The organism is Planktotalea sp. (assembly GCF_965659345.1).
Taxonomy (GTDB): Bacteria; Pseudomonadota; Alphaproteobacteria; order Rhodobacterales; family Rhodobacteraceae; genus Planktotalea.
On the sequence record NZ_CBFHVK010000010.1, the window covers coordinates 39585 to 54582 of the forward strand.

Annotated in this window: 19 protein-coding genes and 1 other RNA gene; 8 read left to right on the top strand and 12 right to left on the bottom strand. The window is 52.5% G+C overall.

Annotated elements, in window-relative coordinates; all coding sequences use genetic code 11:
* Positions 1 to 427 precede the first annotated feature (427 nt).
* On the bottom strand, positions 428 to 1042 hold the full coding sequence (locus tag ACTG3Z_RS09725; protein ID WP_439142843.1) for a CAP domain-containing protein: 615 nt from the start codon (positions 1040 to 1042) through the stop codon (positions 428 to 430).
* A 184-nt stretch (positions 1043 to 1226) separates the two neighbouring features.
* Positions 1227 to 1433 (bottom strand): 30S ribosomal protein S21, encoded by a 207-nt coding sequence (rpsU, locus tag ACTG3Z_RS09730; protein ID WP_009830066.1) that lies wholly within the window; start codon positions 1431 to 1433, stop codon positions 1227 to 1229.
* 119 nt (positions 1434 to 1552) lie between these two features.
* On the opposite strand from rpsU, the gene ACTG3Z_RS09735 reads away from it, so the two are divergent.
* Positions 1553 to 2236: a COQ9 family protein gene (locus ACTG3Z_RS09735; RefSeq protein ID WP_439142844.1), complete on the top strand. Its 684-nt coding sequence runs from the start codon at positions 1553 to 1555 to the stop codon at positions 2234 to 2236.
* 5 nt (positions 2237 to 2241) lie between these two features.
* On the opposite strand, the gene ACTG3Z_RS09740 is transcribed toward ACTG3Z_RS09735, so the two are convergent.
* Complete coding sequence (locus tag ACTG3Z_RS09740; protein ID WP_439142845.1) at positions 2242 to 2589, bottom strand: hypothetical protein; 348 nt, start codon at positions 2587 to 2589, stop codon at positions 2242 to 2244.
* An 80-nt stretch (positions 2590 to 2669) separates the two neighbouring features.
* Here ACTG3Z_RS09740 and ACTG3Z_RS09745 point away from each other — a divergent pair, with 80 nt between their 5' ends.
* Positions 2670 to 3641 (top strand): NAD(P)H-quinone oxidoreductase, encoded by a 972-nt coding sequence (locus tag ACTG3Z_RS09745; protein WP_439142846.1) that lies wholly within the window; start codon positions 2670 to 2672, stop codon positions 3639 to 3641.
* Positions 3642 to 3692: 51 nt separating this feature from the next.
* On the opposite strand, the gene ACTG3Z_RS09750 is transcribed toward ACTG3Z_RS09745, so the two are convergent.
* Positions 3693 to 4325, bottom strand: a complete 633-nt coding sequence (locus ACTG3Z_RS09750; protein ID WP_439142848.1) for a ribonuclease T2 family protein — start codon at positions 4323 to 4325, stop codon at positions 3693 to 3695.
* Between the two features lie 129 nt (positions 4326 to 4454).
* Here ACTG3Z_RS09750 and ACTG3Z_RS09755 point away from each other — a divergent pair, with 129 nt between their 5' ends.
* Entirely contained in the window at positions 4455 to 5213 is a 759-nt protein-coding gene (locus ACTG3Z_RS09755) for a DUF1013 domain-containing protein (RefSeq protein ID WP_439142850.1), read from the top strand.
* An 86-nt stretch (positions 5214 to 5299) separates the two neighbouring features.
* Here ACTG3Z_RS09755 and ACTG3Z_RS09760 read toward each other — a convergent pair whose 3' ends face one another.
* From ACTG3Z_RS09760 to ACTG3Z_RS09785, 6 genes are all read right to left on the bottom strand, one after another.
* On the bottom strand, positions 5300 to 5542 hold the full coding sequence (locus ACTG3Z_RS09760) for a hypothetical protein (RefSeq protein ID WP_439142852.1): 243 nt from the start codon (positions 5540 to 5542) through the stop codon (positions 5300 to 5302).
* Between the two features lie 5 nt (positions 5543 to 5547).
* Positions 5548 to 6582, bottom strand: coding sequence for a zinc-binding dehydrogenase (locus ACTG3Z_RS09765; protein WP_439142853.1), 1035 nt, complete (start codon positions 6580 to 6582; stop codon positions 5548 to 5550).
* Between the two features lie 73 nt (positions 6583 to 6655).
* Positions 6656 to 7249, bottom strand: coding sequence for a recombination mediator RecR (gene recR / locus ACTG3Z_RS09770; protein WP_439142854.1), 594 nt, complete (start codon positions 7247 to 7249; stop codon positions 6656 to 6658).
* Between the two features lie 78 nt (positions 7250 to 7327).
* Complete coding sequence (locus ACTG3Z_RS09775) at positions 7328 to 7672, bottom strand: YbaB/EbfC family nucleoid-associated protein (RefSeq protein WP_439142856.1); 345 nt, start codon at positions 7670 to 7672, stop codon at positions 7328 to 7330.
* An 11-nt stretch (positions 7673 to 7683) separates the two neighbouring features.
* The gene (locus tag ACTG3Z_RS09780) at positions 7684 to 8022 is read right to left on the bottom strand and encodes a hypothetical protein (RefSeq protein ID WP_439142857.1); all 339 of its coding nucleotides are present in this window, start codon (positions 8020 to 8022) and stop codon (positions 7684 to 7686) included.
* Between the two features lie 374 nt (positions 8023 to 8396).
* The gene (locus ACTG3Z_RS09785) at positions 8397 to 10139 is read right to left on the bottom strand and encodes a DNA polymerase III subunit gamma/tau (protein ID WP_439142859.1); all 1743 of its coding nucleotides are present in this window, start codon (positions 10137 to 10139) and stop codon (positions 8397 to 8399) included.
* A 246-nt stretch (positions 10140 to 10385) separates the two neighbouring features.
* On the opposite strand from ACTG3Z_RS09785, the gene ypfJ reads away from it, so the two are divergent.
* Both ypfJ and ACTG3Z_RS09795 read left to right on the top strand, forming a co-directional pair.
* Entirely contained in the window at positions 10386 to 11231 is an 846-nt protein-coding gene (gene ypfJ, locus ACTG3Z_RS09790; protein ID WP_439142860.1) for a KPN_02809 family neutral zinc metallopeptidase, read from the top strand.
* A gap of 3 nt (positions 11232 to 11234) precedes the next feature.
* Positions 11235 to 11735: a dual specificity protein phosphatase family protein gene (locus tag ACTG3Z_RS09795; RefSeq protein ID WP_439142861.1), complete on the top strand. Its 501-nt coding sequence runs from the start codon at positions 11235 to 11237 to the stop codon at positions 11733 to 11735.
* Here ACTG3Z_RS09795 and ffs read toward each other — a convergent pair.
* Positions 11734 to 11832: signal recognition particle sRNA small type (gene ffs, locus ACTG3Z_RS09800), an RNA gene on the bottom strand. The genes ACTG3Z_RS09795 and ffs overlap by 2 nt on opposite strands.
* A gap of 93 nt (positions 11833 to 11925) precedes the next feature.
* On the opposite strand from ffs, the gene nudC reads away from it, so the two are divergent.
* Positions 11926 to 12894 carry an NAD(+) diphosphatase gene (nudC, locus tag ACTG3Z_RS09805; RefSeq protein WP_439142862.1) on the top strand — a complete coding sequence of 323 codons (969 nt, stop codon included), beginning with the start codon at positions 11926 to 11928 and terminating at the stop codon, positions 12892 to 12894.
* Positions 12895 to 12946: 52 nt separating this feature from the next.
* A complete protein-coding gene (locus ACTG3Z_RS09810; RefSeq protein ID WP_439142864.1) occupies positions 12947 to 13420 on the top strand; it encodes an SRPBCC family protein in 474 nt (157 codons plus the stop codon).
* Between the two features lie 5 nt (positions 13421 to 13425).
* On the opposite strand, the gene ACTG3Z_RS09815 is transcribed toward ACTG3Z_RS09810, so the two are convergent.
* Positions 13426 to 14262, bottom strand: coding sequence for a prephenate dehydratase (locus ACTG3Z_RS09815; protein ID WP_439142865.1), 837 nt, complete (start codon positions 14260 to 14262; stop codon positions 13426 to 13428).
* A gap of 118 nt (positions 14263 to 14380) precedes the next feature.
* Between ACTG3Z_RS09815 and ACTG3Z_RS09820 the strand changes: the two genes are divergently transcribed.
* A complete protein-coding gene (locus ACTG3Z_RS09820; RefSeq protein WP_439142867.1) occupies positions 14381 to 14896 on the top strand; it encodes a c-type cytochrome in 516 nt (171 codons plus the stop codon).
* The last annotated feature ends 102 nt before the right edge of the window (positions 14897 to 14998 follow it).

The following is a 14998-nucleotide window of genomic DNA, read 5'->3' on the forward strand; positions in this document are numbered from 1 at the left end:
CCTTTGGAGAAATATGATTTGAAGCGGTAGGGACATCGTTCCTTGATGCCGCCGTGTAAAGAAAAAAGTTCAAACTTCTCTTAAGATATTTGGTGTTTATCTTTGAATTCTGGGCAGTGCGGCAGGTCCGCAAAATAAAGCCCCGGCCAAGAACGTCTAGAGACTGGGTGAATGCGAGAGTTCTTCAGCTATTGTAAGTGAAGTTTTGAGGGTTCGTTGATACGCGACCTAGAATTCATTTTTATAAAGGTTCGACACCATTAATGAAGGGGGGATGATAGGTGCATGTAGCTAGGCGTCACAGGGAAGCTGCCCGAGCAGACGCACTGGGGAAGCATTTATGATGATTATGCTGGCGGTCTTTCCAAAAGACAAAAGGCCCAAACGCACTGTTTGGACCTTCGAGAACTTTGCTTGTTAAAAATTGCTATTGCGCACCCAACATGAGCGTCCAAGTCGTATTTGAGCCGGTACCTGCACGACCGAGACCAAACTCTCTGAAAGCTGGGTTCACGTTATTCGCTTGGTGGCCCGGTGAACTGATCCAGCCATTCATCGCTAAGTTTTCGTTGGTTTGGCCTTGTGCAATATTCTCACCAATCGTGGTGAAATTGTATCCTGCAGCGCGGGCACGCGATGCTATCGTAGATCCATTTTGCCCCGTATGAGAGAAATATCCATTCGCAACCATATCATTGGAATGTGATTGCGCGGCTGCATCCAACTGCGCGTTGTAGGTCAGCGCAGTCGTGCCGGCGGCAGTTCTTACCGCGTTGATTAAAGTGCCAAATGATGCATCATTCGTTTGATTGGCTTGAGATCCGTCGCCACCGACAATCGCGGTTGGGAATGGGCCATTCTGTCCGGACCAATCAACAGGGCCATTCGCGACCGCTAGAATGTCAGCAGCGGTGACACCGGCCACAGTCGTCGCGGCCATGGATAGCATTGGTGAGCTAGATTGAGTGGTCGTCGTATTACATGCTGTGAGAAACAAAGGCGCAGCAGCTGTGAATGTGATCTTGAAAATGGACTTGAACATCATGGGCCTCGAATAAGTCGAAAAATATGGGGTGATTACAGCATTATTCACCCCCCTTTTGTAAAGGGACTTTGTGCAATCAAGCCTGAAAATAACCATTCTTACCGCTCCAAAGTAAAACCCCCGCAGAGTAAATCTACGGGGGTTTCAAATTCAAAAGTATTCTTGCTCGTGTAAAAGATGCTTAGAGCATACCTTCACGCTGTAGCTTCTTGCGCGCCAATTTACGGGAGCGACGGATAGCTTCAGCTTTCTCGCGTGCTTTTTTCTCGGACGGCTTCTCGAAATGTTGCTTGAGCTTCATTTCACGAAAAACGCCTTCACGCTGGAGCTTTTTCTTCAGGGCACGAAGCGCCTGATCGACATTGTTGTCACGAACACTAACCTGCATGTGGTTTTCACCACCTTTCTAGTTTGAAGTTGCAAGGATTTGCAGGAGCTGGCCGTATAGCAAAGCGCCCCTATATTGTCTAGTAAGAGGATAACTTGGCAAATAGGACGTGTAGCGCGATGAATAATGCACTTGTGAAAGACCAAATTTTAGATGCTGCTTTGATCCACGTTGCATTTGATGGTTGGAGCCCAGCAACGTTCGAAGCAGCTGTTCAGGATGCCGGAATAGCAACTGATGTCGCGCATATTGCTTGCCCTCGCGGTGCGATTGATCTTGCGATTGCCTATCATCTACGCGGTGACGCAGATATGTTGGCGCGCTTCGAGCGTGAAGACGTAAGTGCATTGCGTTATTCGGAAAAAGTCACCGCATTGGTTCGATTCCGGCTTGAAGCTGTGGACGGCAAGGAAGCTGTGCGTCGTGGGACGACATTGTTCGCTTTGCCACACCTTGCGGGCGATGGTGCCAAGCTGATTTGGGGTACCGCTGATGCGATATGGACGGCTTTAGGCGATAGCTCAACTGACTCTAACTGGTACACAAAGCGCGCAACGCTGAGCGCTGTGTACTCCAGCACGGTTTTGTTTTGGCTTGGGGATCAGTCTGAAAACCATGCGGATACATGGGCGTTTCTGAAGCGGCGAATCGAGGATGTGATGCGCTTTGAGAAAGTTAAATCGCAGGTGAACGAGTCTGCTTTGCTAAAGCCATTACTGGCTGGTCCGAAATGGGCGTTGAGCTTTTTGAAGGCACCAAGCGCAGAGGCACGCAATGATTTACCCGGCCGCTGGAACGCTTAAGCGGTCTACTTCACGAGCCTGAAAACGGTCACCACGTGCAGAGCGACTATTGCGAGGTTTGCTTGAACGACGGGATGGGACAGTCCAACCATCGGGCCTGTTAAAGACTTGTATAAGATTTGAACGAACAGCAGGGGCAACGCCCAGGCAACGGCGGTTTGTACGTCTTTCAGGCCAAAAATCGCCAAACAAACGATGCTCATGACCAAAATCGCCAAATAGACCGCAGTCAATATTGAACGCGCTGCCGAAACGGGTCCATAAGCGGCGTCCATCGTGGCCGAACCTGTGAGCAATGCAAAACAAAGTGGAACAAGAACCAAGATGTTCACTACTAAAGACAAGATCAGCATCGGCACCCTTTCGGTTTTGAATTGCAGTGATAGAGTTACGTCCAAGCCAGGAACTTGGATGACTTAAGAAAGGGTCGAACATGCGTGCAGTTGAAATCACCGAGGCAGGTGGCCCTGACGTTCTTCAAATATGTGAGCGCTCCATGCCGCAAGCAGGTCATGGTGATGTCGTCATCAAGGTGGCGTACGCGGGTGTGAACCGTCCAGACGCTTTGCAGCGCGCAGGGTCTTATGCACCTCCGCCCACGGCAAGCGACCTGCCCGGGCTTGAAGCTGCGGGCGAAATCGTAGCTGTTGGGAGCGGCGTGACAGAATGGGCTGTCGGCGATCAAGTGTGCGCGCTATTGCCCGGGGGCGGATATGCTGAGTATGTCGCGACACCTGCTGCGCATTGCTTGCCGGTTCCCAAAGGGATGAGCCTGAAAGAAGCGGCTTGTTTGCCAGAAACATATTTCACGGTGTTTTCCAATGTCTTTCAACGTGGTGGTTTGAAAGCAGGGGAGCGTTTTTTGGTCCACGGGGGCTCTTCAGGCATTGGCACAACCGCGATTCAATTAGGTAAGCTTTTTGGTGCTCGTGTGTTTACGACGGCAGGGTCTGACGAAAAATGCGCTGCTTGTCTCGATCTCGGCGCAGAGCGCGCAATCAATTATCGCAACGAAGACTTCACAGACGTTTTGAAAGTTGAAGGTGGCGCTGATCTCATCCTCGATATGGTCGGCGGTGACTACTTGCCGCGCAATGTGAACACTTTGGCACATGATGGACGCTTGGTGCAGATCGCATTCTTGCAAGGTCCGAAGATTGAACTCAATTTTGCGCTCATGATGATGAAACGCTTGACGATTACTGGATCTACTTTGCGGCCGCAGAGTGATCTCGCGAAAGCAAGAATTGCGCAAGCATTAAGGGAACAGGTTTGGCCGTTGCTGGATGCGGGTCGTTTGGGGCCTGTAATGGATAGCGAATTTGATCTCGCAGACGCGCCAAAGGCACATGCGCGGATGGAAAGCAGTGGACACATCGGGAAAATTGTTTTGAAGGTCGGTTAAAACTCTTTTCGCAAAAAGAGTTGCAAGCTCCTTTGCAAAGGAGCTTGTGCCTCAGCGAATGGGATCAAATAGCGCGTTGGTCATGGAGCAATCCTTAATCGTATCGCGTCCACAGGGGACAGGATCCAGATCCTTAGACAAACAAACGCGGGCTTCTTGGATCCGACCTTTTTTGCATGTGATTGTGAGTGAATTCGACATCAAACTCGGATTTGCTTTGAGAAATGCTTCTTCGATCACCTTTGCAGGAACCTTTACTGGGTCTTTGAGTTTGCGAAACACAGCAGGGCGGTTCACTTTGCCATAAGCTTCGCGTGACAGCGCATAGTAGTCCCGCGCACTCAGGCCGGAACAAGTCCCGTGCTTCTTCCATTGATGCCAAGCGAGGCCGGAGGTCCCCATAATATCGCTCATTCCATTTGTCATCGAGCGTGAGGGTTGGCGTTCTGACGTACGACAAAAACTGGGCCAGCCTTGGTGGAATTGTGGCCACAGACCATGCAGCGTCCAGCCGAAGTCCTTGGAAGCATAGCATTGCTCTGAGTCGCGCGCATCGCCCTCCAAAGCGCACCATGTTGGGGTCCAGCTTAAGGCAAGCACGTAGTAGTCAAATTCGCCAGCTTTCTCGCCATCAGCCGACAAAGTTGTCGCCATCATTATCAGTGCCAGAACCAGTTTGCGCATTGCCTCTTCCCTCTTGGTGCAATCGCTACTATATACCGCTTAAGTTCCCCCACAATGGTAACCCGCACCTAAGAAAAAGGTGCCGCCTATTTCAGGCGACGAGAGAGATTTGTTTGAAGGAGAGTTCCCATGGCCAAACCGATTATGGCAAAAGCAACCGCTGTATGGCTGGTGGATAACACAACGATCAGCTTCAAGCAGATCGCAGATTTCGTCGGGATGCACGAGCTGGAAGTGCAAGGCATCGCAGACGGTGACGTGGCTGCAGGTGTCAAAGGGTTTGACCCGATTGCGAACAACCAATTGGTGCAGGACGAAATCGACGCGGCGCAAGACAATGTGATGCATAAGCTGAAGCTAAAATTCAACGCAGCCGCGCAAGGCGAAGAAAAGCGCCGTGGTCCGCGCTACACCCCTTTGTCAAAGCGTCAGGATCGCCCTGCCTCCATTTTGTGGCTGGTAAAGTTTCACCCAGAACTGACAGACGGTCAGGTGGGCAAGTTGGTCGGAACGACCAAACCAACGATCCAAGCGATCCGTGAGCGCACGCATTGGAATATTTCTAACATCCAACCGATTGATCCGGTTGCTTTGGGTCTGTGTAAGCAGTCCGAGCTAGACGCAGCGGTTCAGAAAGCTGCAGCTAAGAAAGCGGCGGACGGCGAAGTTATGAACGATGATGAACGCCGTAAGTTGGTGAGCACAGAGCAGTCTTTGGGCATGGAAGCGGAGCCGAAGATCCCGACAGCGATTGAGGGTCTTGAGACATTCTCGCTTGGGGATGCCCCTGTTGAGGCGGAAGAACAGACTGGTGACATCTTGGATGCGGAGAGTTTCTTCAACATTAAGAGTGATGATGACAATGAGAATGACAGCGACGAAAAATAAGCGCTGTTTTGTTTAATACTCAAAGGCCTTGTGCATTGATTTGCGCAGGGCCTTCTTTGTTTGCGAAGCGCGCGACGGTCTTGATGTTACGCGGTCAACGTAATCACGTGACCGAGAAGGTTATCATTGAGTGTGTATCTGCGACCTGCGCTCCATCGTGAATTTGTAAGGGCATTTGCCACTTGCTCCGTGCTTACATGTTTCGAAGAACGCGGGTTGGAATGCGTAACGAGCATCACTGATTCTGCCAAATCGCTATTGTTCTTGAGCCAAACACGTAGTCCGTCTTCAGAGGCGATCGTGGCACGTTTGAGTTTGGGAATATTCATCGCCGTTACCCCAAGAAATCCGTAATGACCGCCGTGCCTGGAGGGGTTGGGCCCCTCATCGCGCGCAGTTCTGCAGATGCATCAGATAGGCCGACCTCGCGATCTAACATAGGGCTTAGATCTACTTCTCCGCGCTCGATCATGCTTAGTAAGTTGGGGTACTTCCAAGAGGGCATACCACGCGTGCCAAAGAAACTGAGTTGTTTGGAATAGATCGCACGCATGTTGATTTGCATCACACCATCACCTGCGGGCAAACCAACGTGAACGTGCCGTCCAAGGGTCGCAAGACATTCGACAGAGGCATTCGTTGTTGCCTCGATCCCGAGCGCTTCGATGGACACTTGAGCACCGCCGCCTGTGATCTCTCGGATACGCTCTGCGGCGTTCTCGCTGGCGGCATTCAAGGCTGCATCTGCGCCAAGGGAAAGGGCGTGCGAGAGCTTTTCTTCAACGATATCAACCACAATCACCCGTGCGCCCAGCATCTTGGCAAGCAGCAAGGACGACAGGCCGATGCCACCTGTTCCATGCACTGCAACCCATTCGCCTGCGCGCACATTGGCGCGATCTGTGAGCGCATGCCAAGCCGTCGTAACGCGGCAACCAAGACCGGCAGCGAGGGCGGGTGACATGCTCAGAGGAAGATGCACAAGGTTATGATCATAGGGAACGGCCACATACTGTGCATAAGCGCCGGGCGCGCCAAAGCCGGGCACAATCGCGCTTTCACAGGTGTTTGACATGCCGGTCTGGCAGGCGGGGCAATCCCCACAACCAAGGATGAAAGGCGCGATCAAATTGTCGCCCACTTTGTACTTTGCTTGCGCACCTGCTTCGACGACCGTGCCGCAATATTCATGCCCCATGACGGAGCCGTTCACGACTTTGGGGTGGCCACCGACCCAGCCATGAAAATCAGAGCGACATACACCACAGGCGGCGACCTCAAGAACGACGCCGTTTCTTGGGCAACTGGGGTCAGCTACGTCTTCGATGGACAAGTCTTCGTTAAATTCTCTGACAACAGCTGCGCGCATTGCTTTGGTTTTCCTTTTGGGGGTCTTTTGCGGCACAGTTTGCGAAGAGTCGCGTATTTTGCAAGTGTTTGCGTCAAATAGGCTTTCGCGCGTTCATTGCGGCGGTGATTGTGCCATCATCGAGGTAGTCAAGCTCGCCGCCAATCGGCACACCCTGCGCGAGGGATGTAAGCGTGACGCGGGTTTCGAGCAGGTCGGCAATATAGTGTGCGGTGGTTTGGCCGTCGATCGTCGCGTTGAGGGCGAGAATGACTTCGGTGATTCCTTCGCTCGTCACGCGATCAATCAAGCGGGGGATGCGCAGTTCGTCGGGGCCGATAGCGTCAAGAGCCGATAGCGTACCGCCAAGAACATGATAGCGACCTTTGAATACGCCTGAGCGTTCCATCGCCCACAGGTCTGCTACATCCTCGACGACGCAGAGAATGCCATTTGCACGTTTTTCATTTTCGCAAATGTTGCAGATATCAGCAGTGCCGACGTTGCCACAGTTAAGGCATTCGCGCGCAGTGGCGGCGACTGTTTGCAGGCTGTCAGCAAGCGGGGTCAGCAAAATCGCGCGTTTGCGGATCAGATGCAAAACCGCCCGCCTTGCTGAGCGAGGGCCAAGCCCGGGGAGCTTGGCCATCAACTCTATGAGTGTATCGATGTCTTTTGTACTGCTCATCCATCCGTCCTGTTTGCAGGCTTCTGGAGCCTCCGGCGGGAGTTTATCTGGAAAAATGAAGCGCGTATTTGCAAAGCTTTAAAACGGGAGCTTCATATCTGCAGGTAGGCCGAGACCTTCGGTCAATTTGCCCATTTCTGCCGCAGATTTATCCGCTGCTTTTTGCTGCGCATCTTTGATCGCGGCGAGGATAAGATCTTCGACCACTTCTTTCTCATCGCCATTGAAGATTGACGGGTCAATGTCGAGCGCTGTGAGTTCACCCTTGGCTGTTGCCGTCGCTTTAACGAGGCCAGCGCCGCTTTCGCCGATAACAGTCATGGTGGCCAGGTCTTCTTGCAATTGACCCATCTGGTCCTGCATTTCTTTGGCTTTCTTCATCATACCCGCCATATCGCCGAGCTGGCCTAGTCCTTTAAGCATTTGCTTCTCCGTTAAGTTTTGCGCGCCTCGTTGGGTGCGGTGTAAAAGATCATTAGGATACATATCGCAGCGACAGCGACGATGAACAAGGTCGGTGAGCCAAGACACCCCTCTGCGCGTGCAGTTGTGAAGGTATTTCCAGGGTCCAGTATGGTGAGGAATGACACGTAGAAAGACCAAGCCACGACAAGTGCGAGTGCACCCCATTGATTGCGAAAACGCAGAGTGATGACTGTTGCAGCGAGCAGGATCAACGTGATGGGTGCCGAGGCAAGCGAAAGTGTTTCAGCGAACATGCTCACGGGGGTGCCATCCCAGTCTGGTTTGATTTGTGTACAGATTGTGCTCATTGTGGAAGGGCCTTGCGTCTTTGTTTCAGCGTCATCACAAGGATGGCGATACAAAGCAAGCTTGCAAGGATAAGGTAGGTGTTTGTCGTACCAATGCAGCCAATTTTCTGCGCTGTAAAAAGCGCACGGTTCATGAAGCTGTCAAACAGGATATGAACTGCCCATACTGCCCAAGAGAGACACAGAACGCTCGTCAGCCAAAGGCTGCGACGCCAAAGTGCAATCAGTGAAAATGCGATTAATGAGAGGCTAATGGGGGAAGCGGCGAGCATGAGCGATTCGTGCACGTCAGAGACTGGAGTGCCATCCCATCGCGGGCGCAGGACCCCGCAGGCGTAGCCGAAAAGTGCGTTGGTTTCGAGAATATGCAGCGCTTATTCCTCTTCGAAGGGGTCCCATTCATCCTCGACCTCGGGCAAGGCTTCGACCATCGCCTCTTGCGCGATTTCAGCGGGTGTTTTGATGTCGATGATCTTTGCACTTGGGAATGCTTCGAAGACAGCTTGCAGCAGCGGATGAGATGCGGCTTCAGCTTTGATCGCTATGTCCGCGGCATCGCGTTTTTCAGCAATGCTTTCTTTGCCACCTTCGTTAACGAGTGTAACGGCCCAACGATTTCCTGTCCAAAGTTGAAGTTTCTGACCCAAACGCTGAGCCAGATCAGCAGGTGCTTTAGGGTGTGGCTCAAACTCTATTCGACCCGGTTGATAGTTGGCCAAGCGCACTCCGCCTTCGACTTCCACCAAGAGCTTTACATCGCGGTTGGCACGGATCAATTCGACAACATGATCAAATGTAGGAAAGCGTTGCAAAGCGTCTGCATCAAGTTGTTGGGCCGTAGCTGCCCCGCCCGCAGAGCCACCAGAAGTTGCCATGCGAGACTGTGCATTGGCGACAGACGTCGCGCCCGCGCTCATCCCGCCGCCGCCTCCGCCGGATGGGGGAGGAGGAGGTGTGTCTTGCAACTTGCGGATCAGCTCTTCTGGGCTGGGGAGTTCGGCGACATGTGTGAGGCGAATGATCGCCATTTCAGCGGCCATCATGGAATTGGGCGCACTCGCAACTTCGTCTAGGGCTTTCAGCAACATTTGCCACATGCGGGTCATTGCGCGCATGGGAAGGTCATTCGCCATTTCTAGGCCGCGCGCGCGCTCATCAGGAGAGACGGTTGGATCATCAGCCGCATCTGGGGTGATCTTCACGACAGAAATCCAATGGGTGATTTCAGCAAGGTCACGCAGCACTGCCATCGGGTCGGCACCCGCTGCATATTGTGCGCCAAGCTCGGTCAAGGCGGCCGCTGCATCGCCGCGCATGATCATCTGATAGAGGTCGAGCACACGACCGCGATCCGCAAGACCCAGCATCGCGCGGACCTGTTCAACCGTGGTTTCGCCAGCACCATGAGAGATTGCCTGATCGAGCAGTGAGGTTGCATCACGTGCAGAACCTTCAGCGGCGCGAGTGATAAGCGCCAAAGCATCCTCAGCAATTTCAGCATTTTCGCCACCGGCAATGCGTTTGAGCATGCCGATCATGTCTTCGGGCTCAATGCGGCGCAGATCGAAACGCTGACAGCGGGATAGAACCGTGACAGGAACTTTGCGAATCTCGGTGGTTGCGAAGATAAATTTGACGTGCGCAGGCGGCTCTTCCAGCGTCTTCAACAAAGCGTTGAAGGCGGAGGTGGAGAGCATGTGCACTTCGTCGATGATGTAAATCTTGTAGCGCGCCGAAGCCGCGCGGTAATGCACGCTCTCGATAATTTCGCGAATGTCACCTACACCTGTGCGCGAAGCGGCGTCCATTTCCATGACGTCGACGTGACGTCCTTCCATGATCGCTGTGCAATTCTCGCACACGCCACAAGGCTCTGTCGTGGGACCACCGTTACCATCAGGCCCGATGCAATTGATTCCTTTAGCGATGATCCGTGCAGTGGTGGTTTTGCCGGTGCCGCGAATGCCCGTCATCACAAAAGCCTGCGCGATCCGGTCTGCTTCGAAGGCATTCTTAAGTGTGCGCACCATCGCTTCTTGACCAACAAGATCGGCGAAGGTTTCAGGGCGATATTTTCGCGCGAGAACTCTGTATTCGGTGGTTGGCGCGTCGCTCATATCAATTCCCGGATTCGTATGCTCGTTAATCCTAATCTGCGTAGCAGGCCGGGTCTAGAGGAACCAAAGGAACACACCTTTAACAACTGTCGCTACCGTCATTGCGCCCATTCGAGAGAATCGAGTTGTCTTGGGCCTATTGAGTGCGGATTTTGCTGTCGCTTGCTTTTTTGTTCAAGTTCATGCGCATACTGTCACTCAAGATAGCGATTAAGAAAAACGCTATTGTGGTTCAGGAGAATACACATGCGGTTGCGCGGGATCCGTGGAAGTCGAAATGTTGAAGATCATCGCCGTCAAAGCGGCGCGCGAGGCGGTAAAACAGCACCTATTGGTGGCGTCGGCTTGTTGGTGATCTTAGCAATTGGCTATTTTGCTGGAATCGATGTGACGCCTTTGTTGCAACAGGGTGGTGTGCCACAGCAGAGCCAGACGCGGCAGGTGACTGCGCAAGAGGAACGCGCGGCGGAGTTTTCTTCGCAAGTTTTGTCAACGACTGAGCAGGTCTGGAGCCAGATTTTTCCGCAACAAGTGGGGCTTGAGTATACTCCACCGACGCTGGTGCTTTATGCAGATGTCACGCAAAGTCCATGTGGTGGCGCATCTGGTGCAACGGGACCATTCTACTGCCCTGCGGATAAAAAAGCCTATCTTGATACTGCGTTCTTTGCGACACTTTCCAGCCAGCTTGGTGCGCGGGGCGATTTCGCTGCGGCCTATGTGATTGCCCATGAAGTGGCGCATCATGTGCAAAATGAGCTGGGGATTCTAGGTCAAGTCCACCAAGCACGACAACGCTCCAGCCAAACAGAGGCGAACGCATTAACAGTTCGTTTGGAGTTGCAGGCGGATTGCTTGAGTGGCGTATGGGCGCGGTCAGTCGAAGGGTTGTTGGAGCCCGGCGATATTGAAGAAGCCTTGAACGCTGCGCGGATGATTGGTGATGATCATTTACAAAAGCGTGCTGGGCGCGTGCCGCAGCCACATACATTTACGCACGGCACTAGCGCGCAACGCGCAAGCTGGTTTGGTAAGGGTTTTCAGAGCGGAAACATCAACACTTGCGACACATTTAGTGCGCGTAGGCTTTAGCGTATGACAGATCTGATTATTCATGCACTTGGTGTCGGTGGTGGATCGCTTGCGATTTCACAGATGCCAGGAATGATGGGTAATTATCAAAAAGATCTTGATTTTATACGCGATTGGAAGCCTTCGATCGTCATCTCTGCAACGACCAAGGGCGAACATGCCGATGCGGGTGTCGAAGCGCTTGGCAAAGATATCCCAGAATGTGGAGCGCGATGGTTGCATCTACCTGTCAATGATTATGGCACGCCAGATGCGACTTTCATACGAGCCTGGCCCGAAAAGAGCGCCGTTATTTTGAAAGCGCTTGGCGGTCGCGGGCGGGTCTTGATTCATTGTAAGGGTGGATGCGGGCGCTCTGGGATGCTTGCCCTTCGTTTGATGGTCGAATCTGGCGAGGACGCCGTTGATGCACTTTTGCGTTTGCGAAAAGTGCGCCCCTGTGCCGTTGAGACGGATGCGCAACTTCGTTGGGCGGTGACAGGATTGCTGCAAAAAGGGAATTAGGTGAGAGGTTGGACATCGACCCAAGTGGGGCTCGTTGTGGCTGCTTCCTTCCGGATCTGACCAGGTTGGCGAGGCACTTGCCCGCGCCAACCTCTCACTCGGTGATATACGAGCAGAGACATTGCATTGCAAGGCTTGAACCCAAGTGAGTTTCGCCGCTAGCTTGCGCAAAAATATTAAGGGGTAGGGTATGAAAAATGCAGAGGCGGTCACCTTCGGTGGTTCGGGCTTGGAGCGCGCAGCGCATTTGCGCGGCGATGCGGAAGCTCTTAAGGCGCTTCGCGCTGATCCGAATGCACAAGCAATTGTATTCTGGCGTGGCAAACCCCTGATCCGCCGAGGTGATTGGGATGCACTTGCGCGTTTGCCGATGAGCCACGCGTTGCTTGTTCCAAGGGCGGAACAGTCAGTTTTTCTTGGGATAGAAGATCATGGTCCGACGTTTGCCCATGACCTGTCTGATTGGGAGCCTGATAATGTTGATCCAAGTGCGATGAACACATTTCTTGATCCGACTGAACAACAGCATCCAGATTTGCCGGAAACAGATGTGTTTGCAGAATTGCGTGCGAATATGACCCGCTTAACACCGCGAGATGCAGAACTCGCAGTGAGCGCGCGGGCGCTTTATTCATGGCATGATAGCCATCAATTTTGCTCTAAATGCGGGGCAAAAAGTGTGATGTCGATGGCGGGTTGGCAGCGCGATTGCACCACTTGTGACGGCAAACATTTCCCGCGCACTGATCCTGTTGTGATCATGTTGATAACACATGGAAATTCTGTGCTTATGGGCCGCTCTCCAGGTTGGCCTGAGGGGATGTATTCCTTGCTGGCCGGTTTCGTCGAGCCCGGTGAAACACTTGAGGCGGCCGTCCGACGCGAAGTGTTTGAAGAATCTGGTATCAAAGTCGGTCATGTAGATTATCTCGCGAGCCAACCATGGCCTTTCCCAAATTCATTGATGTTTGGATGCCGAGGCGAAGCATTGAATACCGACATAACCATTGATCCTGTCGAAATAGAGGACGCGATATGGGTCACCCGAGAAGACATGATGCTTTCATTCGCAGGTGAAAACACGAAAATTTTATCTGCTAGAAAAGGCGCAATCGCACATTTTATTCTTGAACGTTGGCTGAGTGATAGACTTGATTAAGTCTACCGCGCTATAGAATCCGGAAAACGTACAAAAGATGCGAGCAGGTTTTATGAAGTTTTCTACCAAAGAAGATATTGAAGCGTCGATGGCAGATGCGTTCGTGCTTTTTGCTGACTTTGATCAGTTTGAGCGTTCCGCTCTACGCCGGGGCGCACAAGTGCGACGTACCGATTCGTTGAAACGCAAAGATGTCGGCATGTGTTGGGACGCGGGTTTTAAATTTCGCGGCAAAGCGCGCAAAGTGTCTGCGGAACTGATCGCATACAATCCAAACGACGGCTACGAGATGGACATTCAAAGCCCTGATCTAAGCGCAATCGCCTCGCTTGAACTGATGTCACTTTCCAAAAGCCGCACGCGCGCGACATTTTCTGTCGAACTAAAGCCCAAAAGCCTGTCGGGTCGCTTGATGATTCAAACAATGCGCCTTGGTAAATCACGTTTGGATAAACGCTATCGCATCAAGGCATCTGATTTCGCGCGCATTATTGAGCGGCAGCATAAATCTAACGTCAAAGCGTAGTCGCTTTATGAATCGCGCTCCTTGGCACGCGGGTATGTGCCAAGGATTGTAATTTCACTGGTGAAATAACTCAGCTCATCAAGCGCCCGTTTGACGTTTTCATCCTCGGGGTGGCCCTCGATATCTGCGTAAAATTGCGTCGCTGTGAAATGGCCGCCAACCATGTAGCTTTCAAGCTTGGTCATGTTCACGCCATTTGTCGCAAAACCGCCCATAGCTTTATAAAGCGCTGCAGGCAGGTTGCGCACACGAAAGATGAAGCTGGTCATCATGCCGGTGTCACCACGGGGGCTTAGATCTTCATCGCGCGACATGACCAAGAAGCGTGTCGTGTTATGGCCGTGATCTTCGACATTACGCGCAAGCACATCGAGCCCATAAATCTGTGCCGCGATCTCGCTCGCAAGAACGCCGCTTGTTCTGTCACCGCTGTCTTTCAACTCAGCTGCGGCACCAGCGCTATCGGCTGCGGCTTCTGGCTTTATTCCATGTTTATTTAAGAATGCAGCCGCTTGAGGCAGCAGCACCATGTGCGCGCGCACTTTTTTGATGTCGCTCAGCGTTGTTCCCGGCAACGCCATCAAGCTGATGCGCACACGTGTGAATGCCTCATCTACAATATGCAGGTCAGAACTTGGCAGCAGGCGGTGAATATCTGCAACCCGCCCGTAGGTTGAGTTCTCGACTGGAAGCATCGCGAGTTCAGCGTCTTTATTGTTTACCGCGTTGATCACTTCTTCGAATGTGCGGCACGGAAGTGATTCATATTCGGGAAAATTGTCCACGCAGGCTTCGTGAGAGTAGGCTCCGAGTTCGCCCTGAAATGCGATCTTTTTGCTCATAGTGCCTATTCCCTTAAAATCTGCCAAACTCGGGCGTTTCGTCGCGGGTTCTACACCTTGCTTTAACCTCTTTAAAGCCATAGATACGCGCCCAACGATATACATTGGAACGAGCCTTATGTTTGACACGATGACCCTAACCAAGATCCTCGGCGCTGTGTGCGGATCTTTGCTGATTTTCCTTCTTGGCAGCTGGGCTGCTGAAGAGCTTTTTCACACAGGCCACGGCCATGGTGACGGTGAGCACCTAGCTGGCTATGTCATCGAAGTTGAAGGTGCTGACGAAGTTGAAAAAGTTGAAGAAGTGAACATCATAGAGCTGATCGCAGCTGCAGATGTTGGCAAAGGTGAGAAAGTCTTTGGCAAGTGCAAAGCCTGCCACAAGCTTGAAGATGGCGCGAATGGCACAGGCCCACATTTGTTCAACACTGTGAACCGCGACAAGGGCTCTGTTGAGGGCTTTGGTTACTCCTCCACACTCGCAGAGATGGAAGGCGCATGGGGCTACGAAGAGCTGAACGCGTTCTTGTTGAACCCAAAGGGCTACGTCAAAGGCACAAAGATGAGCTTCTCTGGCCTGAAGAAAGACGCAGATCGCGCGAACATCATCGCCTACCTTGAGACCATCAAGTAAGCGCACAGCGAGCTTCTGAGTTTGAAAAGCCGCCCAGCCAAGCGCTTGGGCGGCTTTTTCTTTGTCGAAATACTTGATTTTGGCCCAACACACGCTCAGTTC

Excerpts from the sequence above, each read along its gene's own strand:
- ACTG3Z_RS09765 (WP_439142853.1), bottom strand. The coding sequence starts at position 6,582 with ATGCGCGCAGCTGTTGTCAGAGAATTTAACGAAGACTTGTCCATCGAA.
- recR (WP_439142854.1), bottom strand. The coding sequence starts at position 7,249 with ATGAGCAGTACAAAAGACATCGATACACTCATAGAGTTGATGGCCAAG.
- ACTG3Z_RS09750 (WP_439142848.1), bottom strand. The coding sequence starts at position 4,325 with ATGCGCAAACTGGTTCTGGCACTGATAATGATGGCGACAACTTTGTCG.
- ACTG3Z_RS09760 (WP_439142852.1), bottom strand. The coding sequence starts at position 5,542 with ATGAATATTCCCAAACTCAAACGTGCCACGATCGCCTCTGAAGACGGA.
- ACTG3Z_RS09755 (WP_439142850.1), top strand. The coding sequence starts at position 4,455 with ATGGCCAAACCGATTATGGCAAAAGCAACCGCTGTATGGCTGGTGGAT.
- ACTG3Z_RS09745 (WP_439142846.1), top strand. The coding sequence starts at position 2,670 with ATGCGTGCAGTTGAAATCACCGAGGCAGGTGGCCCTGACGTTCTTCAA.
- ACTG3Z_RS09780 (WP_439142857.1), bottom strand. The coding sequence starts at position 8,022 with ATGAGCACAATCTGTACACAAATCAAACCAGACTGGGATGGCACCCCC.
- ACTG3Z_RS09725 (WP_439142843.1), bottom strand. The coding sequence starts at position 1,042 with ATGTTCAAGTCCATTTTCAAGATCACATTCACAGCTGCTGCGCCTTTG.
- ACTG3Z_RS09810 (WP_439142864.1), top strand. The coding sequence starts at position 12,947 with ATGAAGTTTTCTACCAAAGAAGATATTGAAGCGTCGATGGCAGATGCG.
- ACTG3Z_RS09785 (WP_439142859.1), bottom strand. The coding sequence starts at position 10,139 with ATGAGCGACGCGCCAACCACCGAATACAGAGTTCTCGCGCGAAAATAT.
- ACTG3Z_RS09740 (WP_439142845.1), bottom strand. The coding sequence starts at position 2,589 with ATGCTGATCTTGTCTTTAGTAGTGAACATCTTGGTTCTTGTTCCACTT.
- rpsU (WP_009830066.1), bottom strand. The coding sequence starts at position 1,433 with ATGCAGGTTAGTGTTCGTGACAACAATGTCGATCAGGCGCTTCGTGCC.
- ACTG3Z_RS09795 (WP_439142861.1), top strand. The coding sequence starts at position 11,235 with ATGACAGATCTGATTATTCATGCACTTGGTGTCGGTGGTGGATCGCTT.
- ACTG3Z_RS09775 (WP_439142856.1), bottom strand. The coding sequence starts at position 7,672 with ATGCTTAAAGGACTAGGCCAGCTCGGCGATATGGCGGGTATGATGAAG.
- ACTG3Z_RS09820 (WP_439142867.1), top strand. The coding sequence starts at position 14,381 with ATGTTTGACACGATGACCCTAACCAAGATCCTCGGCGCTGTGTGCGGA.
- nudC (WP_439142862.1), top strand. The coding sequence starts at position 11,926 with ATGAAAAATGCAGAGGCGGTCACCTTCGGTGGTTCGGGCTTGGAGCGC.
- ACTG3Z_RS09735 (WP_439142844.1), top strand. The coding sequence starts at position 1,553 with ATGAATAATGCACTTGTGAAAGACCAAATTTTAGATGCTGCTTTGATC.
- ACTG3Z_RS09815 (WP_439142865.1), bottom strand. The coding sequence starts at position 14,262 with ATGAGCAAAAAGATCGCATTTCAGGGCGAACTCGGAGCCTACTCTCAC.
- ypfJ (WP_439142860.1), top strand. The coding sequence starts at position 10,386 with ATGCGGTTGCGCGGGATCCGTGGAAGTCGAAATGTTGAAGATCATCGC.